This window comes from Enterobacter sp. EC_50, from assembly GCF_019584525.1.
Classification (GTDB): domain Bacteria; phylum Pseudomonadota; class Gammaproteobacteria; order Enterobacterales; family Enterobacteriaceae; genus Enterobacter; species Enterobacter roggenkampii.
On record NZ_VDAF01000005.1, the window covers coordinates 24,813 to 38,134 of the forward strand.

Sequence of the window (13,322 nt, forward strand, 5' to 3'; positions counted from 1 at the left end):
TGGCGGCAATGGACGATCTGGATAACGCCCTCGACTCCGAAAGCGGCTACACCGGCGCGCGTCGGATCGTGATCTTCTCGCTGCTGATGTTTGTGGTGCTGGGCGTCTGGGCGTGGTTTGGCGTGCTGGATGAGGTGTCAACCGGATCGGGGAAAGTGATCCCCAGCTCGCGCGAGCAGGTCTTACAGTCTCTCGACGGCGGGATCCTCACCGAGCTGAACGTCCACGAGGGCGATCAGGTGCAGGCCGGACAGGTGCTGGCGCGGCTTGATCCGACCCGTTCCGAGTCAAACGTCGGCGAAAGCGCGGCGCGCTACCGCGCCTCGCTGGCCTCCAGCGCCCGCCTCTACGCCGAGGTAAACGATCTGCCGCTGAAGTTCCCGCCTTCACTGGCGAAATGGCCGGATCTGATTGCCGACGAAACGCGGCTGTACAACTCGCGCCGCGCGCAGCTGGAGGATACCCAGCGGGAGCTTCGCGCCGCGTTAGATCTGGCGAATAAAGAGCTGGCCATTACCCAGCGGCTGGTAAAGACCGGGGCCGCCAGCCACGTGGAGGTGCTGCGCCTGCAGCGGCAGAAAAGCGATCTGGAACTGAAGCTCACCGACGTGCGTTCGCAGTATTACGTCCAGGCCCGCGAGGCGCTCTCCAAGGCCAATGCGGAGGTGGATATGGTGTCGGCGATCCTCAAGGGCCGCCAGGATTCCGTCACCCGCCTGACGGTTAAATCGCCGGTGCGCGGGATCGTCAAAAACATCAAGGTCACCACCATCGGCGGGGTGATCCCGCCCAACGGCGAGCTGATGGAGATTGTGCCAGTGGACGATCACCTGCTGATCGAAACCCGACTCTCGCCGCGTGATATCGCTTTTATCCATCCGAACCAGGAAGCGCTGGTCAAAATCACCGCCTACGACTACGCCATTTACGGCGGGCTGCACGGCGTGGTCGAGACCATTTCCCCGGACACCATTCAGGATGAGGCCAAGCCGGAGGTGTTTTACTACCGTGTGTTTATCCGCACCAGCCAGGATTACCTGGTCAATAAGGCGGGCAGGCATTTCTCGATTGTGCCGGGGATGATTGCGACAGTGGATATTAAAACCGGCGAGAAAACGGTGCTGGATTATCTGATTAAGCCGTTCAACCGAGCGAAAGAGGCGCTGAGGGAGCGGTAGTCAATCGCCGGGTGGCGGCTGCGCCTTACCCGGCCTACATGGTTTTCTCCCTCTCCCTGCGGGAGAGGGTTGGGGTGAGGGCATCAGACCGGAACCCGGGCGACATAGACTCCAACATAGCGCGCAAATTTCCCGATAAAGACGCCGGCAAACACGCCGCCGGAGACGATCGCCAGCGCGCTCATGGCGGGCTGCTGCATCGTCTGGGGAGAGACCGCGCTCATCACGCCCAGCACATACTTCACCCCGAACGCCAGCATCATAAACGGCAGCGCGGTGTAGTCGGCCTGGCGGTAAAGGCTGCGTGGCGCCTCTGCGCGGGTAATCACAGCCTGCTTAATCAGGACATACCCCAGCGCGGCACCGGCAAGGATCCCCGCCGTCCACAATGCAACAGTCCCGGGAGTCAGCGTGCGATAGACTATCAGATCGTAAATATCCCAGATAAGAAAGATGCCCGGAATAATGGCAAGCCGCTCCAGCGTCACGGTGGCGGGCCGTCGGGCTTTAATGCCGCGGGAGATAAGGAAGATAAACAGCACCCACACCCAGACGGGCGTGTGCGTCACAACACCGATCAGAAATTCAAACATGGAGATCTCCATGGACGATTGCGGCCCGTGCCGCCCTGAACGCGTATTGCGCATAACGGCAAAACCACCGTTATGCGCAGGTCTTTTACAGCGATTTTTTCAGGCGTCGAACCGCTTCTATCAGTTGCTCATCCGTTGGGGTGACGAATGACATGCGCAGCGTTGTCTGGTCCGGCTCGTTGCAGTAGAAAAATTCGCCCGGCACAAAGACCACGCCGTTGCTTAAGGTTTTTTCCAGCCAGCGGGTAGTGTTCATGCCGTTGTTCATTTTCGCCCACAGGAACATGCCGCCCTTCGGCTTGTGGAACGACATCACGTCGCCCAGCTCGGCTTCCAGCTCCGTGGCGAACGTCCGGTATTTCTGGCGATAGGCCTCGCGGATCGTTTTAATCTGATCGGCCAGACGGCCGGTCTTCAGGTACTCATATGTCATCAGCTGCGACAGCGTGCTGGTGTGCAGATCGGTGGTTTGCTTAAGGTTCACCACCGCGCGCTTCAGCCACTCCGGTACCACCACCCAGCCCACGCGGGTACCCGGCGCGAGGATTTTAGAGAAGGTGGAGGTATACACCACATTCTCTTCGTTGCCGATATCTTTAGCATGGGCAATTAACGGGCGGAAGAGGTCATCGGTATAGTTAATTTCGCTGTACGGATCGTCTTCGATAATCACGAAGTCATAGCGCTTCGAGAGTGCCACCAGCTGTTTACGGCGCGCCTCAGACAGCGTAACGCCACCTGGGTTACCAAAGGTTGGAACGATATAGACCGCTTTGATGGTTTTCTTTGCCACCAACGCCTCAAGTTCATCAACCTTCATGCCGTCACCGTCGGTGCCGACGGATTCAAAGTTGGCCTGCGCCAGGCCAAAGACCTGCAGCGCAGCAAGATAGGTTGGACGCTCAACGACAACCGTATCGCCCGGATTCATTAACGCGCGCGCCAGCACGTCCAGAGATTGTTGAGAGCCGGAGGTAATGACGACATCATCGGCCTTACAGGTGATGCCGCGCCCCTCGCAGATGCGTTTAATTTCTTCGCGCAGCCCCGGCACGCCTTCCGTCAGGCCATACTGGAATGCTTCCCCAAAATGCTGCGATAAGACGGCATCAGAGGCAATTTTCAGCCCTTCGCGATCGAACAGGTCCGGGTTTGGGATACCCCCACCCAGCGAAATCACGCCCGCCATTTTGCTATGTTTTAATAATTCACGGATGGCAGAGGATTGCAGGCCCTGCGCGCTGCGGGCGAGTTTGTTTGCAGACATTCTTTGATTACCTTCTTTTTTTATATTGTGCCCAATCTTAGCAGAATATGGGCAATAAATTCCGTCAGCTTAGGCAGCGGCCGCAAATCCTGACGCCACAGTAAATGCACCGGTCTCGGCGCGGGCGTGAACGGCTCCAGCACCCGAACCAGCTTGCCGCTTGCCAGCTCTTCCGCTACCAGCACCTCCGGCTGCAGCAACAGCCCCGCCCCCGCGCGCGCCGCCATGCATAAGCCATAGCCGTCATTGCATCGTAAAACGGCATCGCGCTTCCAGCGCACCTCCCCTTCCACGCCCGGCAGCCGCCACTCGTTGCGCGCGGTCCACACCGTGTGCGAAAGACAGAGGTGATCCACCAGATCGTCTGGCGTTTGCGGCGTGCCGTGTTGCGCTAAATAGTCCGGCGCGGCACAGATCACCATGTTGTAGGGGCACAGGTATTTCGCCACCAGATCGTCATTACGAATGTCGCCAATGCGAATGGCCAGATCGACGCCCTCTTCCACCAGATCGACCATCCGGTTAGTCAGATCCAGCTCGATGCGTACCTCCGGGTAGCGCTGCAAAAAGGTTGCCGTCAGCGGGGCGATCGCGCAGCCGCCAAACGACGTAGGCGCCGTGACGCGCAGGGTGCCTGACGGCGTGGCGCGCAGCCGTTCAACCGCGCTTTCGGCAATCGACACCTGCTCCAGAACCCGTCGGGCCTCTTCAAAATAGACGCGTCCGGCATCCGTCAGGCTCTGACGGCGCGTATTACGCTCCAGCAGGCGGGTGCCCAGCTGTGCTTCCAGCAGCGCAACGTATTTGCCCACCATCACCGCCGACATCTCCAGCCGCGCCGCCGCGCCGGTGAAGCTGCCGCTTTCCACCACGGCAATAAACGTCTCCATGCTGCGAAGCTTATCCATATTCCAAACCTCTGGTTAGCAATCTTCTAACTTTAGCCCAGTTTATCCGCATTTTAATTTATTAAAGAATGAAGGCTCACAACATAAGGAGTCGGCTATGAAAATCGTCATTATTGGTGCCAGCGGTACGGTCGGTCGTGCGGTAACGGATGAGCTGAGTCGTCGCCACGAGGTCATCCGCGTGGGCCGCACGCAGGGCGACGAGCAGGTGGATATCACCTCGCAGGCGAGCGTTCAGGCGCTGTTTGAGAAAATCGGCCCGGTGGATGCCATTGTGTCCGCCAGCGGCGGCCTCTACTTCGGCCCGCTCGCGACCATGAAGGACAGTGACTTCAACCAGGGCCTGCAGGATAAGCTGCTCGGGCAGGTGCGTCTGGCGCTGACCGGCCAGCACTACCTGAACGAAGGCGGCTCGATTACGTTGATAAGCGGGATCGTGGCGCACGAGCCGATTGCGCAGGGGGTAAATGCCACCACGGTAAATGCGGCGCTGGAAGGGTTTGTGCGCGCCGCAGCCTGCGAACTGCCGCGCGGGATCCGCATCAACCTGATTAGCCCAACGGTGCTCACCGAATCGGTCGACACGTACGATGGCTTCTTCCCGGGCTTCGAAAGCGTGCCTGCCGCCACGGTGGCGCAAGCCTATCGTCGCAGCGTGGAAGGCGTGCAGACCGGGCGGGTGTACAAGGTCGGCTACTGAACCTTGCGGGCGGCGATCAGCACCAGCATCGGGCGCTCCGCCTCTTCGGCCAGCGCGGGCCAGGCGTCAATCTGCGCCTGCGTTGGCCCCCATTCGTTGACGTTGCTTATCGTTAATCCGGCTTTAATCAGCGCGTTAAGCGTGGTGCCCAGCGTACGATGGTATTTGATCACCCCGTCCGCCAGCCAGTTGCTGACGCGCTGGCCTTCGTCCTGATAATGATTCACGCCCCAGAACCGCTCGCCGTTATCGTCGGTCAGCCAGCCCTGACGCGAGGCGCAGGTGTAAATCGGGTGCTCCATGGAAAAGACCAGGCTGCCGCCGGGCTTGAGCGCGCGCTGAACCCTGGCAAATAACGTGTCCAGTTCCGGAAGGTAGTGCAGCGCCAGCGAGCTGTAGACGAGGTCGAGGCTGCTTTCGTCGAGCTTGAGAGCGTCCAGATCGCTCCGCTGATAGTGAATCTTTGGGTCCACCGTAAGCTCCGCTGCGCGGGCGAGCATCTTTTCGGAGATATCAACGCCCGTGACCTCAGAGGCGCCCAGTTCGCGCGCGGCGCGGCAGAACCAGCCGTAGCCGCAGCCGAGATCGACAACCGATTTGCCGGTTAAAACGGGCAGCATGGCCTTAAGCGCGGGCCACTCCGGCGCACCGTCCAGCCCCTGCACCGAGCGCGGAAGCTGGGCGTAGCCTTCGAAAAACGCCGGGTTGTCGTAGATGTTTTGTGCCATGGCAGATCCCTCTTTAATAATGTGACTTCCAGTATAAAACATTGCCGGGTGGCGCTGCGCTTACCCGGCCTACGATTTGAGGGTTTCAGTAGGCCGGGTAAGGCGAAGCCGCCACCCGGCTCGCTTTTAGCCCACCGTACCCCAGACCAGATTGCCCTTATGGAACGTCGCGGTGCGCGGGGAGATGCGCGCCACCGCCTCGGCGGAACAGGAGGCGTCCACCAGCACAAAGCTGGCGTCGTCCTGCGCTTTCGGCCACACGCGTTCGCCTTTGTCGTTCAGCGGCAGCACGTCGCCGGTCGCAATTCCCAGCGCGCGGGAGAGCGTCTGCTCGTTCGGGCGGATGTAGAGCTGGGCGTAGAGATTCGCTTTTTCCAGCATGTCCCCCAGACCGTACGGCGACCAGTGGTCGATTACGCTGTCGGTGCCGGTCATCACAAACACACCCTTGTCCCGCAGCTGTTTCAGCGGCATATGCAGGGTGCCAATCGGCACGGTGGAGGCGATGGTTACCTGCTGCGCCGCCATGCGGGTAGCAATCTCATCCACCTGCTGCTCGTTGAGCGTCGCCAGCGCGAAGGCGTGGCTGATGGTCAGCTTGCCCTTCAGTTGCGGGGTTTTCTCCACCGTTTCGACCATGTAGTTCACCGCCGCCACGCCCGCCGGGCTGGTTTCGTGCAGGTGAATATCCACCCCTTTGTCGTAGTCCAGCGCAATCTGGAACATCAGATCGAGAGATTTCTCCATCGCCCCGTCGACGTTGGTCGGGTCCAGCCCGCCCACGTAGTGCGCCCCGGCCTGCATCGCTTCGCGCATCAGCTTTTCAGAGTTGGAGAGCAGCAGGCCGTGCTGCGGGAAGGCAACGATTTCGCAGTCAAAACCTGCGCTGCGGCGCGCCAGCACCGCCTGCAGGTTTTCGAGATTCTTCAGGCCGGAAACCGGCTCGATATTGCAATGGCTGCGGGCGAGGGTGGAGCCTTTCGACTGGATCAGGTCGATCAGCTTTTCCGCACGCTCCTGGGTGTAGGGCTGGAGCTCAGGCAGCAGCTTCTGTTCCAGGCGGATCATATCCTGAATGGTGGTGCCCGCCGGGCGGTTGAGGGAACGCCACGGGCCGCCGTAAAAGGTTTTATCCAGGTGGATGTGCATGTCGCGCATTGCCGGGAGCATCAGCGTGTTGCCCGCGTCGTAGTGCGGCAGCGTGGCGTCGTCGTGGCGCTTGTTATCGCGCAGGGCGACGATCTTCCCGTCTTGAATCTCCAGCGTTTTCAGCTCGGTGCGGGTGCTCGTCGCCACGTTGCCGTCAAAATTAAACCCGGCTTCGAGCAGCACGTTGTCCAGATAGTAATGTTTCGCGGTGATGGTCATCGGTTTACCCGTCTCGCAGGTTGGTTTTGCGGAGTCGGCAGCATACGCGACGGAACCGGTCGCGCCAAACAGCGCGCAGGCGGTCACCATTTTGCCGCTCTGGCTGATGAATTCACGGCGGCTTTTATTTTCACTCATCTTATCTTCCTTCATTAATAATATGGGTACCGGTTTCCCCGCGCAGCGCGGCGGGCAGGCAGTCCGGCGAGGTGATAATCACGCGCTTTCCGCCGTGGTGTAAAAACGCCAGCGAGGCGACGATTTTGGGCAACATGCTGCCCGCCGGGAAATGGCCCTCGTCTTTGTAACGCGTCATCTGCGCCACGCTCACCGTGTCCAGCGCCTGCTGGTTTGGCTTGCCGAAGTTGACGCACACCTTCTCCACGCCGGTGGTAATCACCAGCACGTCGGCGCGGATCTCGCGCGCCAGCAGCGCGGTGGAGAGATCTTTATCAATCACCGCGTCGACGCTCTGGTAATCGCCCTGCTCAGTGCGCACCACCGGAATACCGCCGCCGCCCGCGCCAATCACCACAAACCCTTTTTGCGTCAATGTCTTGATCGCATCGGCCTCGACAATGCGCAGCGGCTGCGGGGAGGCCACCACGCGACGATATCCCCGGCCAGAATCCTCAACAAAGTGCCAGTCCGGGTGCGCGCGCTGCAGCTCGTCGCGCTGCGCCTCGCTGAAAAACGCGCCGATCGGCTTCGTCGGGTGCGTGAAACCGGGATCGTTTTTATCCACCTCCACCTGCGTGACGACCGTGACCGCTTTTTGCTCCCCGCGCGCGGCAAGGCGGTTGTTCAGCGCCTGCTGGATGAGGTAGCCGATGCCGCCCTGGGTGTCCGCCACGCAGTTTGCCAGCGGGGTCAGCGGGAGCCCTTCCCGCTCGTGGGCGATTTCGGCGCGGCGCAGATCCAACCCCACCTGAGGGCCGTTGCCGTGGGTAAGCACGATGTCATAGTCGGAGGCCAGCATTTCGAGCACCGACTCTGCCACCGCTTTAACCGCCTGCGCCTGATGTTCAATCGACTGGCTGGCGTTGTCTTTGATAATGCTGTTGCCGCCGATGGCAACGACCATAAGCTCTTTCATACGTGCTCCTTCGCAACAGTACCCGACGCAGCGCTCGTCACTTCCCGGCTGTCGAGAAAATGCTTCACCACAAACATGCCGCCCATCATCAGATACGCGGTGACGAACATCAGCGAACTGCCTTCGGCAAAGCCCACCACCGGCGCGTGGATCACCCCGAACAGCGCCAGCAGTGCCCCGCCCGCGGCGGCCACGGCGCCGCGCAGCGGTTTATTGATGATGGCGAAAATGGCGATACAGCCCCAGAGCATACTGGCGAGCGGTGCCCCGTTCCCCAAATGGACGAGTCCTTCGTAGTAAATCCCTTTGCTGTGCAGCACGTCGGTACCGATTTTGGCGGCATTCGTGCCCGCCGCCCCCATCACGCTGTTCATCATGGTCAGCGCCCAGTTGGCGATCCACGGGAACAGGCAGATGAAGATCACGGGCACTTCCACCTTCGGCGTCTCCCTCACCACCTGGTTGGCGGTGACCACGCCGATAAACACCAGAATCGGCACGATGGCGGTCATCGGGATGATGGCGAGCATAAAGGCTCCCAGCCCGAACAGCGGCACGATGAACATGGTCACGCCGGAAGCCAGCGTGTAGCCGATGCTGGCCCCCATCGCTTTCCAGCCGGGATGGCCGACGTAGACCGTCACCGGGAACGGGTTGCCCATCAGGCAGCCGAGCATCGACGCCAGACCGTTCGCCAGCATCACCTTGCGCGTCGGGTATTCATCCCCCGCCGCGTGAGCGCTTTCGATGTTCTCCAGGTCAAAGATGTAGTTCGCCAGCCCCAGCGGCACGGCAGAGGCCAGATACGGCAGCGCGTGCGGCAAGCCCTGCAGGAAGCCCTCCACATGCACCTGCGGCGGGTTAAAGCCGAACGATGACATGGAGGCTTTGATCGCTTCCGGGCTTTGCAGACCGGAGATCCACGCCAGGGCCGTACCGGCTATCAGCAGCAGCAGGCCGGTCGGGATGCGGGCGAAAATCGGCTTTTTACCGAACCAGTTGATGAAGATCAGCAGCAGCACGATAAACGACACGGTGGGCGCTTCGAACGCCTGCAGCATCGGGTTCATCGCCAGCAGCAGCAGGCCCAGGCCGGAGAGGCACGACAGCAGCACGGTGCGCGGGATCATCTTGCGGATGGTTTCCCCTAAAAACGAGCCGCCCGCCAGGATCATCGCCTCCACGAAGCACCACACCAGGCCAATCTGAATCGCGAACTCCGCATCGCCCGTTTGCTGATAGACCGGCATCAGCACCAGGAAGGTCACGGTAAAAATGGACGGCGCGCTGGGGCCGGACGGCAGCGCGGTGACGTCCGTACGCCCGGTCTGGCGCGCCATCTTCATGCCGAACCACGCATAGCAAATACTCGCGGCCAATACCGCCAGCCCGAAGGCTGGCGCAATGCGTCCATAAACAATCTCCTTCGGGATGCCGACGACAAAAATGAGCAACCCCATCATGGTCAGCAGATTGGTCAGGTTGTTGGTCATCAACCCGAAATACGCCGCCCAGTCACCTCTTTTCCACTCCAGTTTCATGTTTTTCATGGATGCATGCCTTATAAAAAGTAGCGATCGCGGAAGGTCAACAGCGCCTTTTCAAAACAGCTAAACGGCGGGTGAACGATGCCCGCCCCTATCATGCCGATGCCCGCGTCTTTGTGGGCAATGGCGGTATTGATGACCGGCAGAATGCCGCTGCCCGCGACCTTCGTGATGTCGATGGCGGTCGGGATCCCCATAAAGGAGAGCAGCGGAATGGTGACGTTCGGGTTTTCGCCAAGGGTGATTTCGCGCATCTGACGGGAGAAGTCGATGGCTTCCTCCACCGTGCCGCCCACCAGCGCCACGATTGCCGGCGCCGTCGCCATCGCAAAGCCGCCGATGCCGTAGGTTTCGGTGATCGCGCTGTCGCCGATGTCCAGCCCGGAGTCTTCCGGCTTATAGCCCGCGAACATCGGGCCAATCACCTGCTGCGCCGGGCCGGTGAACCACTGCCCCGGCAGGCCGGAGACGCGCAGGCCGAACTCGTAGCCGTTGCGCGCCATGGTGGTCACGACGGTGCTGTATTCAATGCCGTGGGCAGCGTCCAGCGCGGCTTTACACATCGCCATCCACGTCGGGCCGGAGAAGTAGTCGCTGCTGGCGACAAACTCGAACACCTCGCGCTGCTGCGCCACCGGATAGCCCGCCTGGATCAGCCCCGGGGTCAGCGCCTGGATCAGCAGCGTGGTGCCCGCGTTGTTGCGGTTGTGGCACTCGTCGCCCATGTGCAGCGCCTGGGCCAGCATCAGGCGCAGGTCGATTTCGCCGATAATCTTCATCGCGTCGCGCAGCATCGGGCCAAGCACGTCGCGCATCCAGTTCAGGCGAGCGATGACGCTCTGGTCGTTGGCGCCCATGCGCAGGATCTTCGCCATCTGCTCGCTGAGGTTGGTGAACGCGCGGTTGCCGTAGGTTTTGTTCTCAACAATGTGCATAAACATCGACGCAGAGGTGACGCCCGCCATCGAGCCCACGCAGTCGTGCTCGTGGCACGGCGAGAAGGCGATCTCCCCGGAGGCGGCAAGCCGTGCCGCGTCGTCCAGATCTTTCGCCAGACCTTCAAACACCAGCGCCCCGGTGACCGCGCCTTTCATCGCGCCGCACATGTTTTCCCAGGAGACTGGCGGACCAGCGTGCAGAATGGTGGTGCGGGTCATCCCCGGCACAACGTTAATCGCCTGGTCATAGCCCACCAGCACCGGATGGGACTGGATAATGCGCTCAAGGGCGATTTGGTTGGCGGCGGCGATCTTCTCCGCCAGCGGTTTTTCCGCCAGCTGATCCAGCGCTTCCACCACCTGCATATTGCCCTGCCCCGGCGGCGTCCAGTCGAGCGGGGTCACGGGTACGTGCTGCTTTTTAAGATCGTCGCTGAACATCGCGAGACCCACGTTAATGACGTTCAGCGGCTGGTTGAATAAGGTGGTCATTATGCGTTCTCCCCTTTGCAGACAAATTCGCGTGCCAGTAATCCGGTATTGGTGCTGCTGCTGGCCCAGATGACGCCTGCGTCGGTCAGCCGCTGGCACTGCTGCGCCAGCGACTGCGGATCCTGGTCGGTGCCGAGCACGTAGCCGAGGATCTCCAGCGGACGGTTATCGGCCTTCGCGATGGCCTGCGCCTCTTTGATCGCCTCGATCATCACCCCTACCGGATCCTCGTGCGCGCCGAAGCCCAGCACGAAGTCCATCACGATGACGCCCACTTCCGGATCGCGCGCCTCCTGCAGCAGGCGGCTGATGCGGTTGGTCGGGTCGATCATCGGGTGCGGCTTGCCGTTGGTGAACTCATCGTCGCCAAAGTCGAGGAAGGTATGGGCTTTACTGACGCTTATGTCGCTCAGGCGCTTAGCCGGATCCGGCTGGATGTTGCTGTAAACGTCGTCGAATTTCGCAAGCGCCGCAAACATCGCCTCGTCGCACAGGGTGCCGCCGCAGAACAGGCCGCGAATGTACTTCTGCTGTGGGGTCAGGCGGGCGCGCACTTCTTCAATCAATGGCCAGTTGAGCGGGTGCAGATCGAGGGACTCTTTTTTGATGCCGGTAAGCAGAACGGCCTTCAGCGCCGCCTCTTTGGTGCCGCGCGCAAACTGCAGTCCGTCCTCATCGGCGGGCGGTTCATTGCGCCCGAGGAAGCAAACAACCACCGGCTTGCGGCAGGCTTTGGCGCGAGCCAGCACCTTCTCTGCCACGGCTGGCGCAGGCGGCTTGGAGATCAGCGCAATCACCTCTGTGCCCTCGTCGGCTTCCAGCGTGTCGATGGCGTCGAGCATCATCAGGCCGCCGATCTTCTCGCTAAGATCGCGCCCGCCGGTGCCAATCAGCTGCGACACGCCGCCGCCGAATTCATGGATGCGCACGCTTAGCTCCTGGCTGCCGGTGCCGGACGCGCCGACGATGCCAATCGGCCCGCGACGCACCGCGTTGGCGAAGCACAATCCCGCGCCGTTGATAATGGCGGTGCCGCAGTCCGGCCCCATCATCAGCAGCCCTTTCTGGTGCGCCAGCTGCTTCAGCGCCAGCTCGTCGTCGAGCGACACGTTATCGGAGAAGAGCATCACGTTGAGATCGTTTTCCAGCGCCTGGCGCGCTTCGCGGGCAGCGAAGGTGCCGTTGACGGAAATCACCGCGAGGTTGCTCTCCGGGCGATGTTTTTTGGCGCTGGCAATCGTCGCGTAGCGCGCTTCATGGGTGCCGCTGCTCGCTTTATGGGTAAATAAAGCTTCTATTTCCGCCAGCGTTTCATCGTTCGCCGCGTCGCCTTTAATCACGATCATCAGGTCGCCATTTTTGGCTTCCGCTAATTCCGGCGTGAGCAGCCCGAGATTTTTCAGAACGCCTTTATTCATTTCCGTCGCCATTGCCACAAACGCCTGTTCGACGCCCGGCAATTTATTGGCTTTGGTGGAAACCGACATTAAGGAAACCGAATCGAAATACGTGTTCTTTTTTATGACGATTTTGGTTGGCATTGTTTTCTCCTGAATACGGATAAAAGGGGGCCGCCGTCGTGCAAAATGCACGTCGGTAAAAATGCTTTTTTAAATTAGCGGCCAGCCGGAACGGGCTGACCGGTCGTTTTACGCGCCCGCGGCCAGCAGCAGGTCGGCAATCTCAGTGAAGCCTTTCTCCCGCGCCAGTTCGAGCGGGGTTTTGCCGTATTTGTCGGTCATGTGCGGGTTCGCGCCGTGATCCAGCAGCAGCTTCACAATCTCTTGCTGTTTCGCACCGCCGTCATTTAACACAATGGCTTCCAGCAGCGGCGTCCAGCCGACAAAGTTGGTGTGGTTAACGTTAATGTCGGTTTTTTCCAGCAGCTCGCGCACGATCTCCACGTGCCCTTTTTCACTGGCAGGGGTAATGCCCACGCCGCCGAAGCGGGTAAGGCGGTCGAGATCCGGATTCGCGGGTAATACCAGCCGCAGGAGGGTTAAATCGTTCGTCAGGCAGCTGATCAGGAAGGGGTTAAAACAGGTCTGGTCCTGTTTATCAATATCTGCCCCGGCGGCAATTAATAACGCCACGCAGGAATAGTGTTTTTTCAGGCTGGCAATCGTAACGGCGGTTCTTTTCTGGCGGTTAGTGGCGTTAATATCCACGCCTTTTTCCAGACAGGCTTTTAGCGCATCGCTATTTCCCTCTTCTGCCGCCAGCAGAAATTCCGTAACCAGTTCAGTTGCAGACATATTCAGACTCCCGATGTTTTATTGCTCTTGACCCGAGAATAGCAACAGCCTGGTCATAAAAGAATCCGCTTAAAAATGATTCATCGACAGTGAATTCATTGTTGAGATAAATTCAACAGTCGGGATAAAACGTGCGTCCGTGCAACCTTTTTCTTATGTTTAACCGCTTTTTAGCGCCTCAGGCTGCATTATCCTTATGGTTGAAAAAGCCTTGCATGACGGGGCTCTGCGTAAAGAGTCAGAACTGTGATC

The 13,322-nt window shown here is 60.1% G+C and carries 12 protein-coding genes; 2 read left to right on the forward strand and 10 right to left on the reverse strand.

Annotation, left to right across the window (positions count from 1 at the left end):
- Positions 1–8 precede the first annotated feature (8 nt).
- Positions 9–1,178 carry an HlyD family efflux transporter periplasmic adaptor subunit gene (locus FHC48_RS05690; RefSeq protein WP_086374946.1) on the forward strand — a complete coding sequence of 390 codons (1,170 nt, stop codon included), beginning with the start codon at positions 9–11 and terminating at the stop codon, positions 1,176–1,178.
- Between the two features lie 83 nt (positions 1,179–1,261).
- Here FHC48_RS05690 and FHC48_RS05695 read toward each other — a convergent pair whose 3' ends face one another.
- The 3 genes from FHC48_RS05695 to FHC48_RS05705 form a co-directional block, all read right to left on the reverse strand.
- The gene (locus FHC48_RS05695) at positions 1,262–1,771 is read right to left on the reverse strand and encodes a DUF6622 family protein (protein WP_039024815.1); all 510 of its coding nucleotides are present in this window, start codon (positions 1,769–1,771) and stop codon (positions 1,262–1,264) included.
- A gap of 85 nt (positions 1,772–1,856) precedes the next feature.
- Positions 1,857–3,038, reverse strand: coding sequence for a PLP-dependent aminotransferase family protein (locus FHC48_RS05700; protein WP_059364721.1), 1,182 nt, complete (start codon positions 3,036–3,038; stop codon positions 1,857–1,859).
- A 20-nt stretch (positions 3,039–3,058) separates the two neighbouring features.
- Entirely contained in the window at positions 3,059–3,946 is an 888-nt protein-coding gene (locus FHC48_RS05705; RefSeq protein ID WP_059364725.1) for a LysR family transcriptional regulator, read from the reverse strand.
- Between the two features lie 97 nt (positions 3,947–4,043).
- On the opposite strand from FHC48_RS05705, the gene FHC48_RS05710 reads away from it, so the two are divergent.
- Positions 4,044–4,646: a short chain dehydrogenase gene (locus tag FHC48_RS05710; protein ID WP_008502553.1), complete on the forward strand. Its 603-nt coding sequence runs from the start codon at positions 4,044–4,046 to the stop codon at positions 4,644–4,646.
- Here the strand turns inward: FHC48_RS05710 and FHC48_RS05715 are convergent.
- The 7 genes from FHC48_RS05715 to FHC48_RS05745 form a co-directional block, all read right to left on the reverse strand.
- Positions 4,640–5,374 carry a bifunctional 2-polyprenyl-6-hydroxyphenol methylase/3-demethylubiquinol 3-O-methyltransferase UbiG gene (locus FHC48_RS05715; RefSeq protein WP_059364728.1) on the reverse strand — a complete coding sequence of 245 codons (735 nt, stop codon included), beginning with the start codon at positions 5,372–5,374 and terminating at the stop codon, positions 4,640–4,642. The two genes, FHC48_RS05710 and FHC48_RS05715, sit on opposite strands and share 7 nt — an antisense overlap.
- Positions 5,375–5,500: 126 nt before the next feature.
- Positions 5,501–6,880, reverse strand: coding sequence for an amidohydrolase family protein (locus FHC48_RS05720; RefSeq protein WP_059364732.1), 1,380 nt, complete (start codon positions 6,878–6,880; stop codon positions 5,501–5,503).
- 1 nt (position 6,881) lies between these two features.
- Entirely contained in the window at positions 6,882–7,838 is a 957-nt protein-coding gene (locus tag FHC48_RS05725) for a carbamate kinase family protein (RefSeq protein WP_032653115.1), read from the reverse strand.
- On the reverse strand, positions 7,835–9,388 hold the full coding sequence (locus tag FHC48_RS05730) for a xanthine permease (protein ID WP_220418782.1): 1,554 nt from the start codon (positions 9,386–9,388) through the stop codon (positions 7,835–7,837). The genes FHC48_RS05725 and FHC48_RS05730 overlap by 4 nt, the downstream gene beginning before the upstream one ends.
- 11 nt (positions 9,389–9,399) lie before the next feature.
- On the reverse strand, positions 9,400–10,815 hold the full coding sequence (locus tag FHC48_RS05735; protein ID WP_032675378.1) for a DUF1116 domain-containing protein: 1,416 nt from the start codon (positions 10,813–10,815) through the stop codon (positions 9,400–9,402).
- Positions 10,815–12,356: an acyl-CoA synthetase FdrA gene (fdrA, locus tag FHC48_RS05740; protein WP_059364738.1), complete on the reverse strand. Its 1,542-nt coding sequence runs from the start codon at positions 12,354–12,356 to the stop codon at positions 10,815–10,817. The genes FHC48_RS05735 and fdrA overlap by 1 nt, the downstream gene beginning before the upstream one ends.
- Positions 12,357–12,464: 108 nt before the next feature.
- Positions 12,465–13,070 carry an ankyrin repeat domain-containing protein gene (locus FHC48_RS05745; RefSeq protein WP_008502560.1) on the reverse strand — a complete coding sequence of 202 codons (606 nt, stop codon included), beginning with the start codon at positions 13,068–13,070 and terminating at the stop codon, positions 12,465–12,467.
- Positions 13,071–13,322: the final 252 nt, after the last annotated feature.